Origin of the sequence: Novosphingopyxis baekryungensis DSM 16222 (assembly GCF_000420305.1) — a bacterium.
In the GTDB taxonomy this organism is placed as follows: domain Bacteria; phylum Pseudomonadota; class Alphaproteobacteria; order Sphingomonadales; family Sphingomonadaceae; genus Novosphingopyxis; species Novosphingopyxis baekryungensis.
The window spans coordinates 105,732-123,564 of sequence record NZ_ATUR01000003.1; the positions used below are offsets into that span (position 1 = coordinate 105,732).

Sequence of the window (17,833 nt, forward strand, 5' to 3'; positions counted from 1 at the left end):
TGTACGCGGCCACATCGGCCTGGATCATGTCGCTTGAGTAACGAGCTTTCTGTCAATTGGCTCCGTAAGGCGCGCCAATCACGCCCGCTCCTGCAACAATTCGGCGAAGGCGGCGACAGCGGCAGCCGGGCCATCAGCGTGATTCCAGACAGCGCCACTCACCGCCAGAAAATCGGCCCCCGCGTCGATCAGCGGCGCCGCATTGTCAGGCGTGATCCCGCCGATGGCGACGCAGGGTATTTCCATGATCGGCGCCCACCAATGCAGCACGTCCAGCTCGGCACGGTGGGTCACGTCCTTCGTCCCGCTGTCGTAAAACGCGCCGAAGGCAACATAATCGGCCCCCTTTTCGCCCGCTTCCATCGCCAGATGGCGGCTGCCGTGGCAGGTCACACCGATCTGCGCATCGGGGCCGAGCTCTTCCCGGGCCTCCCGCGGATCGCCATCATCCTGCCCGAGATGGACGCCATCGGCCTTCAGCCGCTTGGCCATGGGCACATCGTCATTGACGATGAACGCCACCTCATGGGCGCGGCAGATATCGAGCAGCGGCTGGGCGAGCGCGGCCAGTTCATGGCTCTGCTTGTCTTTCACACGCAGCTGGAAAGCGGCCACGGGACCTGCGGACAGAGCAGCCTCAAGCCGTTGCGGAAAGTCGCCACCAACATCATTGGGGGAGATCAGGTAAAGCTGGCAGCCGGTCATATTCATCCTTCATGCAGTCTGCGGGCGCAATCGTCGGCCACGGTGAGCGGCAAGCGATGCCCGCAATTGCCCATCATTGAAAGGACAAGCCATGTCGAAGTTTCTTGCCGCCCTCGCCCTGGTGACGCTGAGCGCCTGCGCGTCCACCACGGCAGACACGGCCTTCGCTCCTGCCTCCGCCGGTATGCAGGCGAGCGCGGCTCTTCAGCAGACAGCGCTGCTTGGCCACGTCGCCCTCACCCCCACCGCGCTGATCGAGGACAGCCGCTGCCCGGTGAATGCGCGCTGCGTGTGGGAAGGCCGTCTCGTCCTTGCGCTCAGCGCGCGACATGATGGCTCCAGTGAGCCGATCCAGGCGACGCTGGGGGAGCCGTTCACAGCGGGCGGCCAACAGTTCATGCTGGTGGCCGCCAGCCCCGAGAAGACCGCCGGCGCCGAAACCGCGCCGGAGGCCTATCGCTTTACGTTCGAGGCGCGCTGACGCCTCAGGCTTCCTCGCCCTTGTAGATCGCGACCAATTTGGCGAGCATTTCCAGCGCGTCTTCACGACTGCGCTGGAAGCTGTTGCGGCCGATGATCGAGCCATTGCCCCCGCCATCGCGGATGTCGCGTGCGTCCTGAAACACCTGATCGGCGCCCTTTTTGGAACCGCCGGAGAACACCACGATGCGGCGGCCGTTGAAGCAGCTTTTCACCACATGGTTCACCCGGTCCGACTGGGCCGAGAAGTCCATGCCTTCATAGCTCTTCTTCGCGTCTTCCTGCTCGATATGGTCGCTCGGCAGCTTCACCTTGATGATATGCGCGCCGGCCAGCGCGGCCATATGCGCGGCATAAGCACCGACATCGAGCGCCAGCTCACCCGATTTGGGCAGATTGCCGCCACGCGGATAGGACCAGAGAACCGTCGGAATGCCGACCGACGCCGCTTCGGCGCGCAGCTCGCGGATTTCCTCGATCATGCCGAAACAATCGTCGGAGCCGGGATAGATGGTGAATCCGATGGCCGCGCAACCAAGGCGCAGCGCATCATCGACGCTGCCGGTAATGGCGCTGTCCTGCGCGCTCGCCCAGCTGTTGGCGCTGTTGCACTTCAGGATGGTCGGGATCTGCCCGGCAAATGTATCCGCTCCGGCTTCCAGCGCACCCAGCGGCGCGGCATAAGCGTTCAGCCCGGCATCGATCGCCAGCTGATAGTGGTAATGCGGGTCATAGCCTTCCGGATTGGGCGCGAAGCTGCGTGCCGGGCCATGTTCGAAGCCCTGGTCAACCGGCAGGATGATCATCTTGCCCGTGCCGCCAAGTTCGCCCTGCATCAGGATGCGGTAGAGATTGGCTTTTACGCCCGGACTGTCGGACTCATACTGATCCAGGATTTTTTTGACTTCAGGTGTAATCGACATCGTTTTTCCTCCGGACGTTTCTGCATTCCTGTGCGGCTGCCTTAGGCAAGCATCTGCCCGGGCGCAATTCGGCTAAGCATGCTTACGGTTCACGGCAGATTGAAAGTTCGCACTGGTCATACCCCGTATCGCCAGAATTCCGTCCAGCCGTTGTTTTCTGTCGACCAATGGAGCCCGCGTCTGTGCATCAATCACTGCTGGGATTGTGCAATAGGTCATGCAGACGCTTGTACCTCGATGAGGGCCTGTAGGACAGAAACAAGCACGACAGCGCCTGAGCCTGCTTAGCCGCGCAGGGCGGCGACGCCGGGCAGATCCTTGCCTTTCATCCATTCGAGGAATGCGCCCCCAGCTGTTGAAATATAGGAGAAATCCTTCGTGACCCCGGCATGGGCCAACGCTGCGACGGTATCTCCGCCTCCCGCAACCGAAGTGAGCGAGCCATCCTGCGTCAGGGCGGCAGCGGTCTTTGCCAGTGCGACCGTGGCCTCATCAAAAGGCGGCGTTTCGAACGCGCCCAGCGGGCCGTTCCACACCAACGTGCGGCAATTTTTCAGAACATCGCCCAGCGATTCGGCAGCGGCAGAGCCGAGATCGAGGATCATGTCGTCAGCTTCGACCTCATGCACATTGACCGTGCGCGATGGCGTGTTTGCCTTGAATTCCTTGGCCACCACGACGTCATAGGGCAGATGCACGGTGCAACCGCTCTCGTCGGCCTTGTCCATGATGGCCTCTGCCGTACCGGTCAGATCATGCTCGCACAGCGATTTGCCGACATCCACGCCGCGCGCGGCGAGAAAGGTGTTGGCCATGCCGCCGCCGATGATCAGATGATCCACCTTGGTGACGAGATGCTGCAGCACGTCCAGCTTGGATGACACCTTGGCCCCGCCCACCACGGCGGCCACCGGATGGACCGGGTTGTCGAGTGCAATCGAGAGCGCCTTCAGCTCCGCCTCCATCGCCCGCCCGGCATAGGCCGGCAGCAGATGCGCCAGTCCTTCGGTGGTGGCATGGGCGCGGTGCGCGGCAGAAAAGGCGTCATTGACGTAAAGGTCACCATTGGCGGCAATCGCCTTGGCAAAATCCACGTCATTGGCTTCCTCGCCGGGCCAGAAGCGGCTGTTTTCGAGGATACCCACTTCGCCATCGCGCATGATGCCGAGCGACTGGCTCACAATGTCTCCGGCGATTTCCGGAATGAACATGACCTCCCGGCCCAGAACCTCTTCCACCTCGCCGGTCACCATGGACAGCGACATGGTCGAGTTCTTTTCTCCTTTGGGACGGCCAAAATGCCCCAGAAGCAGCACCTTGGCGCCCTTGCTTGAGAGTTCGTCTACGGTCGGCTTGAACGCCCGAATGCGGGTATCATCGGTCACGTCGCCATCGCTCATCGGTACGTTGAGATCGACACGGACCAGCGCCACCTTGCCGGTGAGATCGCCGAGATCGTCGAGGGTCTTGAAGGCGGTCATGATATTCTCCGGTAAGGCGCTGCTTCTGATGATCCGTCCGCACCGGCGATATCATGGTCGGCTGTCCGTCTGGCGATAAACCAGACGGACAGCCGCCTCAACGTCGCGCGGTACGAACGGTTGGTACGTGGTGAACTCCTAGAGCAGCCCGGCCATCACGCCTGCCGTATCGAGCATGCGGTTGGAAAAGCCCCATTCATTGTCATACCAGCTGACCACGCGGGCCAGCTTGCCCTCGAGCACGGCGGTTTCCAAGCTGTCGACCGTGGAACTGGCTGGCTGATGGTTGAAATCGCTGCTGACCAGCGGCTGGTCGGTGAAATCAAGCACACCCTTCATGGGGCCTTCCGCCGCTGCCTTCAGGGCGTCGTTCAGTTCTTCGACCGTCGTATCGCGGCCGGGTGTGAACACCAGATCGATCAGCGAGACATTGGGCGTCGGCACGCGGACCGACGATCCGTCGAGCTTGCCGTTCAGTTCTGGCAGAACCAGGCCGACGGCGCGGGCGGCGCCCGTTGTGGTGGGGATCATGTTCTGCGCGCCGCCGCGGGCACGGCGCATGTCGCTGTGCATCTGGTCCAGTATGCGCTGATCGTTGGTGTAGCTGTGGATGGTGGTCATGAAACCACGCTCGATACCGACGGTATCGTTCATCACCTTGGCGACGGGGGCGAGACAGTTGGTCGTGCAGCTGGCGTTGGAGACGATCAGATCGTCCGCTGTCAGACTGTCCTGATTGACGCCGAACACGATGGTCTTGCTGACATTCTTGGCCGGCGCAGAGATCAGCACGCGCTTGGCACCGGCATCCAGATGCGGCTGGGCGGCTTCGTGGCTCTGGAAGAAGCCCGTGCACTCCAGCACGATGTCGATGCCCATATCCTTGTGCGGCAGTTTGCCGGGATCGCGCTCGCTCGTCACGGCGATGGATTTGCCGTTCACCTTGATGCTGTCATCGGTGGCCGACACATTGCCACGGAAACGGCCATGGGTAGAGTCATACTGAAACAGAAGCGCATTGGCCTTGGCATCGGCCAGATCGTTGATCGCCACCAGATCCAGCCCGCAATCGGGCCGCTCCAGAATGGCGCGCGCCACCAGGCGGCCGATCCGCCCGAAACCGTTGATCGCTACTTTGACTGCCATGGTGATAATCTCCTGATGAATGATAGGCCGCTGAGCGCGGCCAATGGTTTAGGCCAATATCTTAAGGCTGCACCGCATTGAGAATCTGCGGCGTGATCGCGTCGGCGGTCAGGCCGAATTTCTCGAACAAGGCAGGTGCCGGGGCGGACGCACCGAAACGGTCGATCCCGAAATTCAGGCCGTTCGCCATGGTATAGCGTTCCCAACCAAAGGTGGTGCCCGCCTCGATCGAAACGCGCAGAATTTCATCCGGCTGCACATTGGGCAGAATATCCTCGCGATAGGCGGTGTCCTGCGCATCGAACAGCTCAGTGCAGGGCATGGAGACGACATCCGCGCCCACGCCTTCAGCCTCCAACTTGTCCGCGATCTCCATCGCCAGGCTGACTTCCGATCCGGTGGCAATCAGGATCACACGGCGCGGTGCTTCGGCTGCCTTCAGGCGATAGCCGCCGCGCGCGCAGCCCTCTTCGGAGGCTTCGGTGCCGATCTGCGGCAGGTTCTGACGGCTGAGCGCCAGCAGCGACGGCGTGTTCTTGCTCTTGAGCGCAATCTGCCAGCACCATGCCGTCTCGATCGAATCGGCGGGCCGGAAGACCTGCAGGTTCGGCACGGTGCGCAGGCTCTGCACCTGCTCGATCGGCTGGTGCGTCGGCCCGTCCTCGCCCAGCCCGATGCTGTCATGCGTCATCACATGCACCACCCGCGCCTGCTGCAGCGCGCCGAGGCGGATGGCCGGGCGGCTATAATCGGAGAAGATCAGGAAGGTGCCGCCATAGGGAATGACGCCGCCATGCAGCGTCATGCCGTTCATTGCAGCCGCCATGCCGAATTCGCGGATACCGTAATAGACGTAGCGATTACCGTAATCGGCCGGCGTCAGCGCATCGATATCCTTGGTCTTGGTGTTGTTCGATCCGGTCAGATCCGCGCTGCCGCCGATGGTTTCGGGCAGCTGCGGATTGAGCGCGGCGAGCGCGATTTCGGAGGCTTTGCGCGTGGCGATCGTCTGCGGCTTGTCCATCAGCGACTGGACATGCGCCTTCATCGAGAAATCCTGCGGCAGATCGCCAGCCATGCGGCGTTCGAACTCGGCGCGGTCGACATGGTCGGCCAGACGCGTCGCCCAGCTCTTGCGCAACTCGCTGCCGCGACGGCCAATATCTTCCCATGCAGATTTGATCTCGGCGGGAATGTCGAAGGGGCCATGCTCCCAGCCAAGTTCCTTGCGGGTAAGCGCAATTTCCTCATCGCCCAGCGGTGCGCCATGGGTGGCCGACGTGCCCTGCTTGTTGGGCGAACCGAAACCGATCGTGGTGCGGCAGGCAATCAGGCTGGGGCGCGGATCGTCCTTCGCCTCGGCCAGGGCGCGGTGGACATCGTCATGGTCATGGCCATCGCAGGACACGACATGCCAGCCGGAGGCACGGTAGCGGGCGGGGATATCTTCCGAAGTGGACAGATCGGTCGATCCATCGATGGTGATGCGGTTGTCGTCCCACAGAACATTGAGACGACCAAGCTTCCAGTGACCGGCCAGCCCCACCGCTTCGTGGTTCACGCCTTCCATCAGGCAACCATCTCCGGCAATCACCCAGGTACGGTGATCGACCAGATCGTCGCCGAACACGGCGTTCAGATGACGTTCGGCAAAGGCCATGCCGACGGACATAGCAAGGCCCTGCCCCAGCGGACCGGTGGTGCATTCCACGCCGTCCAGCAGGAAATTCTCCGGGTGACCGGCGCAGGGGCTGCCCAATTGGCGGAAGTTGCGGATGTCCTCAAGCGTGGGCTTCGCGTAGCCGGTAAGGTGCAGCAGCGAATAGATCAGCATCGATCCATGGCCGGCGGATAGAATGAACCGGTCGCGGTCCGCCCAATGGGGATCGGACGCATCGAACTTCAGGAAATCCTTGAACAACACGGTCGCGGCATCGGCCATGCCCATCGGCATGCCGGGGTGGCCGCTATTGGCGGCCTGCACGGCGTCCATGGAAAGCGCCCTGATGGCATTGGCCAGCGTGCGATTGGAAACGGCCATAGTTACTCCGATTGGGTTCCGCAGACCTGCCCGCAGCGGACGAGTCGCTCTGTGCCGCCATCCTTTGGGAATTCGCGCGGCCAGCGTCAACCCGCGCCCCCGAAGACAGCGCCCCTAAGACAGCCTCGCTTAGACGGGATGCATATGGGCACTTGCTGGTTCAGCTTGCCGATCGCCGCAGGCTCCCCTGCGGTCACGCAATAGGGCAGCGCCTTGCCAATGGTTGACAGCCAGCCCCGCTGCGCTAGCAAATATCCACATGACCCAGGAGCGCATCATCATGGCGATCGGCCGCATCGAACGGGCGTTGGCTCGGATCGAGCGCGCGGCGCTGGATAACGACCGGGCCGGCTCTGCCGATCTGGCACGCCGCCACGATGCGCTGAAAAACGAAGCGCGCCGCGCGGTCAGCGATATGGACGATCTGCTGGGTACGCTCGCGCCGAACGGCAATGGCACAGGCGGGGACAACTGATGCCACAGGTGAAGCTCAACATCGCCGGGCGCGAATATCAGGTGAACTGCGCCGATGGCGAGGAACAGCGGCTGGAAGCGCTTGGCGGCCTGATCGACGACAAATTGCGCGAAGGCGCCGAACCCAGCGCGCTGAGCGAAACGCGCGCGCTGCTGTACGCCGCGCTGTTTCTGGCGGACGAAGTCCATGATCTGCGCCGTCAGCCGGCCCATCGCGATGACGAGCGTTCGGCCGTGGCGCTGGAAAATCTGGCCGGGCAGATCGAAGGTCTTGCATCGCGCCTTGAGAACGCGGCGCCGGACGCCTAAATAGGTTATTGGCGGAACTGCCCGGTACGAGCTCGAGAGAACATCCCTGAGGCGATATAACAACGAAGGGAGCCGTCCCTGGCGAGACCCTGGTCTTGCACATATGGCGCCCACCTGATGCTACTGGCGTCAGAGGATATTCCAGCAACCGACCCATGGTGGTTCCGCTACCTCCATCGCCATGCCATGACGGCATCATGATGATGAACAAGACCAGCTTGCGGCGGCATCTGCGCGATGTCCGCCGCGACTATGTTGCCCGGATGTCCGCTACGGACCGGGCCCGCACCTTCAGCATCCTGCCCAGCCCCATCAAGCCCCTGTTCGCACATCGGCCCGTGGTGGCCGGCTATGCGGCCGTGGCGGGCGAATGCAACGTCATGACGCTGCTTGGCCAGATCGATGCGCTGGGATGCCCTGTCGCCCTGCCCTGGTTCGCCAATCGCAGCGCGCCGATGCAGTTCAAGCTCTGGATGCCCGGCACCGCCCTGTCGCCTGCTCCCTTTGGCGGCGGGCAGCCCGAAGATGCGGCGCAAACCGTGGACCCGGCGGTACTGCTGATGCCCCTGATCGGCTTCGACAGGGCCGGAAACCGGCTGGGCCAGGGCGGTGGCCACTACGACCGGCTGCTGGCGCAGCACGCGGATGCTGTGGCGGTGGGCGTGGGCTGGTCGGTACAGGAAGTCACCGAGATCCCCACCGACCCCTGGGACATCCCTCTCGACCATATATTGACCGAACGCGAATGGATCACTCCGATGAAAGTAAGCACATGACCCCAGAGCAGCGGCCCAGCTGGCGCAAGCCCGTCGGCATCTTTGCCATCCTGATCTTCATCGGACTATGGGCCGCGCTGGTCCTGTCGCAGGTCGACCGGATATCCGCCCTGCCCTGGTATGTGCAGACGGTGATCTATCTCGTGATGGGGGTCATCTGGATCCTGCCGCTCGGCCCCCTCCTTCGATGGATGGAAACCGGAAAATGGCGCGAGTGACGGGACTTGAACCCGCGACCTCCGGCGTGACAGGCCGGCGCTCTAACCAACTGAGCTACACCCGCTTATGCGGTGGAGCAGCGCAACTAGGCAAGGCGCGTTTGGGTGTCAACTGAAAGCCGACAGAAAAATGCCAAGAAGCGAAATTTAATTCGATCGGCCCGTCGAAAGCGGTCTGGTTTACCATATCTTATCGCTTCCGCGGCATCACCCGGCCACGATGCCTATTGCCGATCATATGCGCTCCAGCGCTTCGCCCAGCGCCGCCCTGATGCGGCTTGCGATCCTTTTTGCGGTCATGGCGATTCCGGCCATGGCCCGCGCCGAAAGCGCGGTGCCCAGCGATGTCTATGTCGAGCGGCAGGAACATCGTGCGGACGGCAGCCGTCAGATTCGGCTGGAGCCTGCCGCGCAGGTGCGCAGCGGCGACACCCTGGTCTTTCGCCTGCGCTATCAGCCCGGCAATCAGGGCAGTAACAGCCGCAAATTGCTCACCAGCGCCGTTCCAGAGGGCGTGCGCTTCACCGGCGGCGGAGACATTGTATCGGTGGATGGCGGCGCCAGCTGGGGCCGCCTGGATGATCTGGTTCTGCGGGGCCGCGATGGCCGCACACGGCGCGCCACGCCCGAAGACGTGACCCATGTCCGCTGGACCGTCGATGGCGCGGCCACGAGGCGTGCCGGCCTGCTGTTCAGAGGCCAGGCACGCTAAGCAGGCCGCATATCAGTCTGCAAACAGCAGCACCGGTGTTTCCACCAGCTTTTTGAGCGCCTGAACGAAGCTGGCGGCATCCCAGCCATCGACCACGCGGTGATCGCAGCTGATCGATAGGTTCATCAGCTTGCGCGCTTCCAGCACGCCATCGACAAAGGCCGGGCGTTCGACGATCTTGTTGGGGCCGATGATGGCCACCTCCGGCTTGTTGATCACCGGCGTGGTGGCAATGCCACCGAGCGGCCCGAGCGAGGTCAGCGTCAGCGTGGCCCCCTGCAGCTCATCGGCCTTGATGCTTCCATCGCGCGCGGCATTGGCCAGGCGGTCGATCTCGCTCGCCAGCTGCCAGACATTTCGGTCCTGCGCATTGCGAATCACCGGAACGGTCAGGCCCTTGTCGGTCTGCGCGGCCATGCCGAGGTGGATGGCGCCATGGCGCGTCACCACGCCGCCCTCGTCATCGTAGCGCGCGTTGATCATCGGAAAATCCGGGATGGTCTTTGCGATCGCGACGATCAGCAGCGGCAGCACGGTCAGCTTGGGCTTCGCACCGCGCGTCTTGTTGAGATCGGCGCGCAGATCTTCCAGCGCGGTAACGTCCAGTTCTTCGACATAGGTGAAGTGCGGGATCGCGCGCTTGGACGCAGCCATGTTCTGCGCGATCTTACGGCGCATGCCGATGACCTTGATGGCCTCGTCTTCGCGCTTGGCGGAGGCGCCTGCGGGCCGATAGCCCTGCGCGCCGCCATAATTCAAATAGGCATCCAGATCGCCATGCCGGACATGCTCGCCTTGATGTTTCACATCGGCCAAGTCGACGCCCAGCTCCTCGGCACGCTTCCGCACGGCAGGCGATGCCAGAATCCGCTCGGCCGGCTTGGCGGAATCGGAAGGCGTGTGTCTGTCGTCGCCGCCCTTTGCCGGGGCACCGTCAGCCTCTTTAGCCGGAATGCTGGCCCCATCCTTGGGCGAAACCTCGGTGCGCGGGGTATCGACCTGATTGTCCTGCACACCGGGATCTTCCGCCGCGACGGTCGCCACGTCCATGCCCGGGCCGGCATCCGCCGCTTCGGCCACGCCTTCACGGTCTGCCGGCTGATCGTCCACGCGTTCGGCCGAGCCATGGCCGTCATCCTCGACCTCGCCTTCCGTCTCGATCACTACGAGCATGGACCCGATCGACACGGTATCGCCCGCCTCGCCGGCCATTTCCACGATCTTGCCGGTGGCCGGGGCTTCCATTTCGACGGTGGCCTTGTCGGTCATCATGTCGGCGATCTGCTGGTCTTCCTCGACCATATCGCCGAGTTTCACATGCCATTCGACGATTTCCGCCTCGGCAATGCCCTCGCCGATGTCCGGCAGGTTGAAGGTGTAACGTCCCATCGAATTAATCCTTCATGATCCGGTCGAGCGCGTTGCCGATACGGACCGGCCCCGGGAAATAGCCCCATTCCAGCGAGTGCGGATAGGGCGTGTCGAAGCCCGTCACGCGCTCGATCGGCGCTTCGAGATGATAAAAACAGCGCTCCTGAACGAGGGCGCTGAGCTCTGCGCCAAAGCCTGCGGTGCGCGTGGCTTCATGGATGATCATGCAGCGCCCGGTCTTCTTCACCGAGGCTTCGATCGTCTCGATATCAACCGGAACGATAGACCGCAGATCGATCACTTCGGCGTCCACCCCATGCTCGGCCACCACGCCAAGGGCGACATGCACCATGGTGCCATAGGCCAGGATCGTCAGATCATTGCCTTCGCGCACCACGTTCGCCTTGCCCAGCGGGATACGATAGGCCTCTTCCGGCACTTCGGACGCCGGGTGCTTGGCCCAGGGCTTCACCGGGCGATCATAATAGCCGTCGAACGGACCATTATAGATACGCTTGGGCTCGAAAAAGACGACCGGGTCGTTATCCTCGATCGCCGAAATCAGCAGGCCCTTGGCGTCATAGGGCGTGGACGGGATGATCGTTTTCAACCCCGACACATGGGCGAAGATCGCTTCCGGGCTCTGGCTGTGCGTCTGTCCGCCGAAGATACCGCCGCCGAAGGGCGAGCGGATCGTCATCGAGCTGGTGAACTCGCTGGCCGAGCGATAGCGCATGCGCGCCGCCTCGCTGATGATCTGGTCGAGCCCGGGATAGATATAGTCCGCAAACTGGATTTCCGGCACGGGCCGCATGCCATAGGCCGCCATGCCCACGGCCACGCCGATGATACCGCATTCGGAAATGGGGGTATCGAAACAACGCGTCTTGCCGTGCTTTTCCTGCAGGCCGGCGGTCGCGCGGAACACGCCGCCGAAAAAGCCCACATCCTCGCCCATGATGACGACATCGGGATCGGCGGTCATCGCGCAATCGAGCGCGCTGTTGATCGCCTGGATCATGTTCATGCGTGCCATTATTCGTTCCCCCGCGGCAGGCCCTTGGGAAATTTTTCCTTGCGCTCCGACACCGCCATTTCAGCCTGCTCCTTCAGATGCCAGGGCATTTCCTCGAACACATCCTCGAACATGGTGCGGAAGGGCTGATGCATGCCATGGCCCAGCACACCGAGCTTCTCGGCTTCCTTGCCGGTGACGCGCACCAGCTCGGCCAGCTCCTTGTCCTGCGCGGAATGGCGCTCCTCGTCCCAGATGCCCCGGGCGATGCAATGTTGCTTCAGCCGGTTGATCGGATCCCCGAGCGGCCATTCATCCTGTTCCTGCGCGCTGCGATAGCCCGAAGGATCGTCCGACGTGCTGTGCGCTTCGGAGCGGTAGGTGAAATATTCGATGATGGTCGGGCCGTTGTTGGTGCGCGCCCGGTTGGCGGCCCATTGCGTGGCGGCATAGACCGCCAGCGCGTCATTCCCGTCCACCCGCAGGCCGGCAATGCCATAGCCCACGGCGCGGGCGGCAAAGGTGGTGCGCTCGCCCCCCGCAAAGCCTGAGAAGCTGCTGATAGCCCACTGATTGTTCACGATATTCAGGATCACCGGCGCGTTGTAAACAGCGGCAAAAGTAGCCGCCGAATGAAAATCGCCCTCGGCTGTCGAACCCTCGCCCGTCCAGGCGGCAGCAATGCGCGTATCGCCCTTGGCGGCGCTCGCCATCGCCCAGCCCACCGCCTGCGGATATTGCGTCGCCAGATTGCCGGACACGGTAAAGAAGCCATCCTCGCGGGAGCAATACATGATCGGCAGCTGACGGCCTTTAAGTTTATCGCCGCTGTTCGAGAAGATCTGGTTCATCATCTCGATCATCGGATAGCCGCGCGCGAACAGGATGCCCTGCTGGCGATAGCTCGGGAAGCACATATCCTCCCGGTCCAGCGCGAAGGCGGCGGCCACGGAGGTCGCCTCCTCGCCGGTGCATTTCATGTAAAAGCTGGTCTTGCCCTGCCGCTGCGCGCGGAACATGCGCTCGTCGAACGCGCGGGTCAGCGCCATGGTACGCAGCATTTCGAGCAGCTGATCGTTGCTCAGGCGTGGATCCCATGGCCCGCCCGCCTGATGCTCCTCATCCAGCACGCGAACCAGGCCATAGGCCAGTTCGCGCATATCATCAGGAGCGGAGGATTCATCGGGCCGCGGAGTCTCGCCCACGGCAGGGATCGGAATGCCACTGAAATCGGCCTTGTCGCCGGGGCGAAATTTGGGCTCTGGCACATGCAGCTGGAGCGGCGGAAGATTGGACTTTTCAGATGCGGCCATCTCGTTCGAAGCTCTCTCCTGTGCGTCGGGCTTTTGCCCTCCGCTGCAATTGCAATATTACTGCGCCTTATAATTATGTTACCGCTTGCGCAAGACGTGGCAGGCGGCATTCCGCTACGCTCAAACAGCGACGGGCGCGCGGATATGTTCCTGCGGCGCATAGTCCGTCACTGAAAAATCCTCGATGGCATAATCATAGATACTGCCGGGCGTCCGCGCGATATGGAGGCGCGGTGCGCCCGCTGGTGTGCGGGACAATTGCTCCTCCACCAGATCGGCATGATTGAGATAAAGATGCACATCGCCGCCATTCCAGACGATCTCGCCTGGCGCCAACCCCGTCTGCTGCGCAAGCATCCGCGTAAACAGCGCCAGCGAAAAGATGTTGAAGGCAAAGCCGAGGCCCAGATCACAGCTGCGTTGATATAACAGGCCGGATAATTTTCCATCGGCCACGTAGAATTGATAGGTCTTGTGGCAAGGCGGCAGCGCCATGGCGCCAAGCTCCGCCACGTTCCAGCCCTCTATGATATGTCGCCGCGAGCCTGGGTTCGTCTGCAGGCTATGGACCAGCTCAGCGACCTGATCATGGCCCCGCGCACGTCGCCGGAACAGCCCCTCGCCAGCCTCTTCATAGACCGGCCAGTCGGTCCACTGCTTGCCATAGACCGGCCCCAGATCGCCCCAACGCTCGGCAAATGCCGGGTCCGCCACGATGCGGGCCTCGAACTCGTCCTGCGCAATCGCCTCCCCCGTTTCGCGCCGATAGCGATCGAGCGGCCAATCGGTCCATATGCGCACCTTCTGCTCCAGCAGCGGCCGGATGTTCGTGCCCCCGGACAGGAACCACAGAAACTCCCGCGCCGCTGTTTTCCAGAACACCCGCTTGGTGGTCAGCAGCGGCACTGCATTATCGGCGAGCGAAAACCGCATGTCGGCCCCGAACACCGCGCGGGTGCCCACACCGGTCCGGTCCGATCGCTCGTCTCCCTCGGTCCAGATGCGGCGCATCAGATCGAGATATTGCTGCTCATAATGCTGTGCCATGACGGCGACGCTAGGCGGTTGAGCCGGTGCGCTCAAGTGGTCTCCGGCAGCTTAGAATTATGGTTGCAGCCCCCGCGCGCCCTGACTATAGCGCACGCCTTGCCTCGCGCCGGAGCCCGTCTCCGGCTCGGTCGGGGAGTAGCTCAGCCTGGTAGAGCACTGTCTTCGGGAGGCAGGGGCCGGAGGTTCGAATCCTCTCTCCCCGACCAATTTCAACAGCTCATCCCTCGCAGCAAGCTCAATCCTCCGTGGAGCAGCCTGGCGTCCAACGAAGCCGTTTTGCATCGGCCAGCGCGGCGCGTCGTAGTGCCACGCCGCGACATCAGCTCCGTTAGAAATAGCGAGTCATGGCAAAACGGATGCGGGGGTCCTGATTATCCGTGTCGTAGCGATCGCCTGACAGGGGAACGGCAATCTCCAGACCTGCGTCGGTGCGGCTATTGACGTCTGCGCGAATGCCGCCACCGGTCGAAAATAGCGTGCCGCTACCGAAGCCGCCTTCCAGGTTCATGGCCTTGCCGCCATCGGCGAACGCATAGAATTCAAGTCCCCTGACCACGCCAAGGTCATGTTTCCAATCATAATTCAGTTCGAAATAGCCGGTGACCGATTGATCACCGGAACGCTCGCTATAATCATAGCCGCGCACGAAACTGGCGCCGCCGATGCCCATCTCCTCCGAAACCAACAGCGGCTGGCTGGCAAGCTGGGAACGGACGGCGATGTTCGTGCCGAAGTTGCTGACGATTTCTTTTTTCCAGTCGGCGAAAAAAGTGATCGTGGTGAAGGTGCCGTCCGCATCGTCCCGAGATGAAAGCGGGTTGGAGCCCTTGGTTGCTCCAAAAAGGTCCAGACCCTGTGCAAGCGATGTGTTGATGCGAAGGCGCCCTCCGGCTAGATCGGTATAGCCATAGAGGCCCAAGCGCGCGACCGTCAGCCGGTCCTTTCGCGCCAGAATATCCGTGCGGCGCTGCGCTATTTCGCGATAGGACAGGGATGCATCCAGCCACAGACTGGTCTGGCGGGAACGTTTCAGCGGATGAAGTGCGCCGATGGCTGCAAACCAGCTTTCGCCCTCAATATCGAACGCCTCAAGATATGCGCCGGGCGCGTTGCGTGAGTATGATCCGGTCAACGAGATTTCCGTCCCGCCCGGGCTGACCCTCTTGCCATATCGCAGGCGTGCAAACGACAGTTCGCTGAGCTGCGGCACCGTGTTGAGCGCAAATATCTGCAAGCTGTCGTCAGCGGCAAGAACGCCATTGAACCGAGCGGTGCCGAACAACTCCAGCGGGCCAAGCGGTTTGCTGCTGTCATTATCGAAGGTGATCTGCGCCCGGAAAGCGTCATGCCCCACTTTGACCAGCAGGATCGTCTTGCCGTCCTGTCGCTCTATGCGTGTTTCCCCCAAGGAAATTCCGTCGATGTCGCCAGCGATCAGCAGTCGCCGTTCAAGTTGTGCGGTTGTAACAGGCTGCCCGCTCGCAAGCGGCTGCAGAGCAGCCATCACCGCCGAATTTTGCACGCCGTCCAATCTGATCTCGTCGATCAGTCCTTCGTCGATGCGAACCCTCAGAACGCCCGCTCGCAACGCTTGAGGTTCGATTGCCGCGCTCGCCATGGGGTATTGCTGGCGTGCACGACGTGCGATCTGATCGGTCAGGGAAGCAAGGTCGTCCGAAGTGAGTGATCGACCGATAAAGCTTCCGACAATATCGGAAAACGCGCTTCTGGACATGCCCTGCAGGCCCACGATATCGATCGCGCCCACATCATAACTAAGATCGGGTTGCGCAGCAGCGACCTCGGTCCGGCCGCCATTTTCGGTAAAGATTTCTTCTTCGACTACAAGCTGCGGGACGTTGTCCGTTTCTTCGGAGATCTTCTCGAGCGATTGATCCTCCAGACGCGCGGGGTTCACCCTGTCCAGGTTCTGCTGGCTATGTGCAGGGCTGGAGGCAGCGATGAATACAATCGCCAAGAGAAATCGATAACGCACGCCGACCTCGAAGAGTAACGGTTTCAAAGCCCTTCATCTATCGCGAAGATCTTTAAAAAACGTCAAAGTGAAGGACTTTGCTAACCACTTCCGGAAAGCGACGATGAACACCTGACGAGCTATTGGATTATGCAAGGGAGCGTAATTCCATGTTCAAGTTCACACGTCGTCTGGCTGCTACCGCCTTTTTGTTAGGTGCCAGTACGCAGGCTATCGCCGGTTCCGAAGGCTGGAGCGTGAGCGAAGCCAGCGGCAGCGTGTTTCTGCAGCATGATGGCAAACGGGTTATCGCCAAGCGCGGCGCCAGTGTCCAAGCTGGAGATAGCATCGTCACCGGCCAGGGTGGCCGCGCGGTGCTAGTGAAGGGACAGGACTTTGTAACGGTTGCTTCCAACAGCCGGATAAGCATCCCGCAGGAACAGGCGGGCTCCGCGTTCACGCGTTTCGTTCAGGACCTTGGCAACGCCATTTTCCGCGTGGAAAAACGCGCGTCACCCCATTTTTCCGTCGATACCCCCTATCTGGCCGCCGTCGTCAAAGGCACGACGTTCTCCGTGACAGTTGGCCGTGACGATACTTCTCTCCAGGTGATCGAGGGTGTCGTGGAAGTCGCCACCGTGGATGGCGGCGCACGCGAGCTTGTGCGCCCGGGATCGGTGGCGATGATCGCCGCATCCGATCGCTATCGCCTTTCCATCAATGGTGACCAGGCACGCGTCGTGGATTCGCCGCTACGACCGGACAGCACAGTGACGGTGCCGGAACCGCAGTCCGGCGCAACGGATATGTCGGTGCCGGTCGCGCCGGCTCCGGCCGTACCAGAGAGCAACGCGGCTCCGGGCAGTTTGCTGATGAAGGACATGGCGAGCGCTGTGCAACCCTCCGCAAACGCTTCTGGCGCGAGGTTCATCGAAGCCGCCATAACCAGCAAACCCGTCGATATGGGCAAAGCGACCGACGGCATGGTAACGGGCAATGTGCCGACCATCATTGCGTCGAGCCTGGTCAGTCCGGCCACGAACCCGACATTTGCCAAACCTGCCGAAAAGTCTCCGTCGGACACCGCTTCCGAATCCAAAGCTGGTCAAGATGACGGCAGCATTGAACCGGCAACGGATCCCGGCAAGGCGGATGACAAGGGTGATCAGTCCGACAAGGATGACGGCGAGGACAAGGGCGGCAAGTCCGACAAGGACGACGGCGAGGACAAAGGCGGCAAATCCGACAAGGATGACGGCGAGGACAAAGGCGGAAAGTCCGATAAGGACGACGACAAGGACAAGGGCGGCAAGTCCGATAAGGATGACGGCGAGGACAAGGGCGGCAAGTCCGACAAGGACGACGACAAGGACAAAGGCGGTAAGTCCGATAAGGATGACGGCGAGGACAAGGGCGGCAAGTCCGATAAGGACGACGCCGAAGACAAGAGCGGCAAGCCCGACAAGGACGACGCCGAAGACAAGAGCGGCAAGCCCGACAAGGACGACGCCGAAGACAAGGGTGGCAAACCGGACAAGGACAACCCCGAAGACAAGGGCGGCAAACCCGACAAGGACGACGCCGAAGACAAGGGCGGCAAGCCCGACAAGGATGATGGCAAGGATAAGGGCGGCAAGGCCAGTGCAGCGAACGGCGACACGCCAGTCAAAGACGTGGACGACGTTACGATTGCCAAGCCAGGCAAGGATTCGAATGTTGGGAACGACAGCAAAGCCGACAAGGGCAGCAAGCAGCGTGGTATCCAGAAACTACAGTTTGACGTCATGAACAAATTGTAAAGCTGTCCCAGTGTATCGTCGGGCTTCCGATAGGCGCACCCAATG

General features: G+C 61.9%; 18 protein-coding genes, 2 tRNA genes and 1 other RNA gene. 10 read left to right on the top strand and 11 right to left on the bottom strand.

From position 1 onward, the window contains the following. Positions 1–78: 78 nt before the first annotated feature. Complete coding sequence (gene thiE, locus G410_RS0104295; RefSeq protein ID WP_028971048.1) at positions 79–705, bottom strand: thiamine phosphate synthase; 627 nt, start codon at positions 703–705, stop codon at positions 79–81. 91 nt (positions 706–796) lie between these two features. Between thiE and G410_RS15560 the strand changes: the two genes are divergently transcribed. Continuing rightward, positions 797–1,186, top strand: coding sequence for a hypothetical protein (locus tag G410_RS15560; protein WP_022672424.1), 390 nt, complete (start codon positions 797–799; stop codon positions 1,184–1,186). 4 nt (positions 1,187–1,190) lie between these two features. Here G410_RS15560 and G410_RS0104305 read toward each other — a convergent pair whose 3' ends face one another. The 4 genes from G410_RS0104305 to tkt all read right to left on the bottom strand — a co-directional run bounded on the left by G410_RS0104305 (position 1,191) and on the right by tkt (position 6,776). Then, complete coding sequence (locus G410_RS0104305; RefSeq protein WP_022672425.1) at positions 1,191–2,108, bottom strand: class I fructose-bisphosphate aldolase; 918 nt, start codon at positions 2,106–2,108, stop codon at positions 1,191–1,193. 284 nt (positions 2,109–2,392) lie between these two features. Next, entirely contained in the window at positions 2,393–3,589 is a 1,197-nt protein-coding gene (locus G410_RS0104310; protein WP_022672426.1) for a phosphoglycerate kinase, read from the bottom strand. Between the two features lie 138 nt (positions 3,590–3,727). Continuing rightward, on the bottom strand, positions 3,728–4,735 hold the full coding sequence (gene gap, locus G410_RS0104315) for a type I glyceraldehyde-3-phosphate dehydrogenase (protein WP_022672427.1): 1,008 nt from the start codon (positions 4,733–4,735) through the stop codon (positions 3,728–3,730). A 61-nt stretch (positions 4,736–4,796) separates the two neighbouring features. Continuing rightward, positions 4,797–6,776, bottom strand: coding sequence for a transketolase (gene tkt / locus G410_RS0104320; RefSeq protein WP_022672428.1), 1,980 nt, complete (start codon positions 6,774–6,776; stop codon positions 4,797–4,799). Positions 6,777–7,035: 259 nt separating this feature from the next. On the opposite strand from tkt, the gene G410_RS0104330 reads away from it, so the two are divergent. From G410_RS0104330 to G410_RS17635, 5 genes are all read left to right on the top strand, one after another. Continuing rightward, positions 7,036–7,251, top strand: a complete 216-nt coding sequence (locus tag G410_RS0104330; protein WP_022672429.1) for a hypothetical protein — start codon at positions 7,036–7,038, stop codon at positions 7,249–7,251. Further along, the gene (locus G410_RS0104335) at positions 7,251–7,559 is read left to right on the top strand and encodes a cell division protein ZapA (protein WP_022672430.1); all 309 of its coding nucleotides are present in this window, start codon (positions 7,251–7,253) and stop codon (positions 7,557–7,559) included. The genes G410_RS0104330 and G410_RS0104335 overlap by 1 nt, the downstream gene beginning before the upstream one ends. A gap of 11 nt (positions 7,560–7,570) precedes the next feature. Continuing rightward, a non-coding RNA gene (ssrS, locus tag G410_RS18440) (6S RNA) lies at positions 7,571–7,728 on the top strand. Then, positions 7,715–8,335 carry a 5-formyltetrahydrofolate cyclo-ligase gene (locus G410_RS0104340; protein WP_084488955.1) on the top strand — a complete coding sequence of 207 codons (621 nt, stop codon included), beginning with the start codon at positions 7,715–7,717 and terminating at the stop codon, positions 8,333–8,335. The genes ssrS and G410_RS0104340 overlap by 14 nt, the downstream gene beginning before the upstream one ends. Next, positions 8,332–8,553 carry a DUF2842 domain-containing protein gene (locus G410_RS17635; RefSeq protein ID WP_028971049.1) on the top strand — a complete coding sequence of 74 codons (222 nt, stop codon included), beginning with the start codon at positions 8,332–8,334 and terminating at the stop codon, positions 8,551–8,553. The genes G410_RS0104340 and G410_RS17635 overlap by 4 nt, the downstream gene beginning before the upstream one ends. On the opposite strand, the gene G410_RS0104350 is transcribed toward G410_RS17635, so the two are convergent. Beyond that, positions 8,542–8,618, bottom strand: a tRNA-Asp gene (locus G410_RS0104350). The genes G410_RS17635 and G410_RS0104350 overlap by 12 nt on opposite strands. 155 nt (positions 8,619–8,773) lie before the next feature. Between G410_RS0104350 and G410_RS0104355 the strand changes: the two genes are divergently transcribed. After that, positions 8,774–9,265: a hypothetical protein gene (locus G410_RS0104355; RefSeq protein WP_051137207.1), complete on the top strand. Its 492-nt coding sequence runs from the start codon at positions 8,774–8,776 to the stop codon at positions 9,263–9,265. A 12-nt stretch (positions 9,266–9,277) separates the two neighbouring features. Here the strand turns inward: G410_RS0104355 and G410_RS0104360 are convergent, their stop codons facing one another. The 4 genes from G410_RS0104360 to thyA all read right to left on the bottom strand — a co-directional run bounded on the left by G410_RS0104360 (position 9,278) and on the right by thyA (position 14,011). Next, positions 9,278–10,654, bottom strand: a complete 1,377-nt coding sequence (locus tag G410_RS0104360; RefSeq protein ID WP_022672433.1) for a dihydrolipoamide acetyltransferase family protein — start codon at positions 10,652–10,654, stop codon at positions 9,278–9,280. A 4-nt stretch (positions 10,655–10,658) separates the two neighbouring features. After that, positions 10,659–11,663 (bottom strand): alpha-ketoacid dehydrogenase subunit beta, encoded by a 1,005-nt coding sequence (locus tag G410_RS0104365; RefSeq protein WP_028971051.1) that lies wholly within the window; start codon positions 11,661–11,663, stop codon positions 10,659–10,661. An 8-nt stretch (positions 11,664–11,671) separates the two neighbouring features. Continuing rightward, positions 11,672–12,964 (bottom strand): 3-methyl-2-oxobutanoate dehydrogenase (2-methylpropanoyl-transferring) subunit alpha, encoded by a 1,293-nt coding sequence (locus G410_RS0104370; RefSeq protein WP_022672435.1) that lies wholly within the window; start codon positions 12,962–12,964, stop codon positions 11,672–11,674. A gap of 120 nt (positions 12,965–13,084) precedes the next feature. Beyond that, positions 13,085–14,011 carry a thymidylate synthase gene (gene thyA, locus G410_RS0104375; protein ID WP_022672436.1) on the bottom strand — a complete coding sequence of 309 codons (927 nt, stop codon included), beginning with the start codon at positions 14,009–14,011 and terminating at the stop codon, positions 13,085–13,087. Positions 14,012–14,143: 132 nt separating this feature from the next. Between thyA and G410_RS0104380 the strand changes: the two genes are divergently transcribed. Beyond that, positions 14,144–14,220 (top strand) — tRNA-Pro (locus tag G410_RS0104380). 122 nt (positions 14,221–14,342) lie between these two features. On the opposite strand, the gene G410_RS0104385 is transcribed toward G410_RS0104380, so the two are convergent. Beyond that, complete coding sequence (locus G410_RS0104385) at positions 14,343–15,764, bottom strand: ShlB/FhaC/HecB family hemolysin secretion/activation protein (RefSeq protein WP_162604066.1); 1,422 nt, start codon at positions 15,762–15,764, stop codon at positions 14,343–14,345. Between the two features lie 36 nt (positions 15,765–15,800). On the opposite strand from G410_RS0104385, the gene G410_RS17930 reads away from it, so the two are divergent. After that, positions 15,801–16,028 carry a hypothetical protein gene (locus tag G410_RS17930; RefSeq protein WP_156851852.1) on the top strand — a complete coding sequence of 76 codons (228 nt, stop codon included), beginning with the start codon at positions 15,801–15,803 and terminating at the stop codon, positions 16,026–16,028. 131 nt (positions 16,029–16,159) lie between these two features. Continuing rightward, positions 16,160–17,788: a FecR domain-containing protein gene (locus tag G410_RS17300; RefSeq protein WP_051137208.1), complete on the top strand. Its 1,629-nt coding sequence runs from the start codon at positions 16,160–16,162 to the stop codon at positions 17,786–17,788. The last annotated feature ends 45 nt before the right edge of the window (positions 17,789–17,833 follow it).

Excerpts from the sequence above, each read along its gene's own strand:
- tkt (WP_022672428.1), bottom strand. The coding sequence starts at position 6,776 with ATGGCCGTTTCCAATCGCACGCTGGCCAATGCCATCAGGGCGCTTTCC.
- G410_RS0104340 (WP_084488955.1), top strand. The coding sequence starts at position 7,715 with ATGGTGGTTCCGCTACCTCCATCGCCATGCCATGACGGCATCATGATG.
- G410_RS0104335 (WP_022672430.1), top strand. The coding sequence starts at position 7,251 with ATGCCACAGGTGAAGCTCAACATCGCCGGGCGCGAATATCAGGTGAAC.
- G410_RS15560 (WP_022672424.1), top strand. The coding sequence starts at position 797 with ATGTCGAAGTTTCTTGCCGCCCTCGCCCTGGTGACGCTGAGCGCCTGC.
- gap (WP_022672427.1), bottom strand. The coding sequence starts at position 4,735 with ATGGCAGTCAAAGTAGCGATCAACGGTTTCGGGCGGATCGGCCGCCTG.
- G410_RS0104330 (WP_022672429.1), top strand. The coding sequence starts at position 7,036 with ATGACCCAGGAGCGCATCATCATGGCGATCGGCCGCATCGAACGGGCG.
- G410_RS0104305 (WP_022672425.1), bottom strand. The coding sequence starts at position 2,108 with ATGTCGATTACACCTGAAGTCAAAAAAATCCTGGATCAGTATGAGTCC.
- G410_RS0104365 (WP_028971051.1), bottom strand. The coding sequence starts at position 11,663 with ATGAACATGATCCAGGCGATCAACAGCGCGCTCGATTGCGCGATGACC.
- G410_RS17635 (WP_028971049.1), top strand. The coding sequence starts at position 8,332 with ATGACCCCAGAGCAGCGGCCCAGCTGGCGCAAGCCCGTCGGCATCTTT.
- G410_RS0104355 (WP_051137207.1), top strand. The coding sequence starts at position 8,774 with ATGCCTATTGCCGATCATATGCGCTCCAGCGCTTCGCCCAGCGCCGCC.
- thiE (WP_028971048.1), bottom strand. The coding sequence starts at position 705 with ATGACCGGCTGCCAGCTTTACCTGATCTCCCCCAATGATGTTGGTGGC.
- thyA (WP_022672436.1), bottom strand. The coding sequence starts at position 14,011 with ATGGCACAGCATTATGAGCAGCAATATCTCGATCTGATGCGCCGCATC.
- G410_RS0104310 (WP_022672426.1), bottom strand. The coding sequence starts at position 3,589 with ATGACCGCCTTCAAGACCCTCGACGATCTCGGCGATCTCACCGGCAAG.
- G410_RS17300 (WP_051137208.1), top strand. The coding sequence starts at position 16,160 with ATGTTCAAGTTCACACGTCGTCTGGCTGCTACCGCCTTTTTGTTAGGT.
- G410_RS0104370 (WP_022672435.1), bottom strand. The coding sequence starts at position 12,964 with ATGGCCGCATCTGAAAAGTCCAATCTTCCGCCGCTCCAGCTGCATGTG.
- G410_RS0104360 (WP_022672433.1), bottom strand. The coding sequence starts at position 10,654 with ATGGGACGTTACACCTTCAACCTGCCGGACATCGGCGAGGGCATTGCC.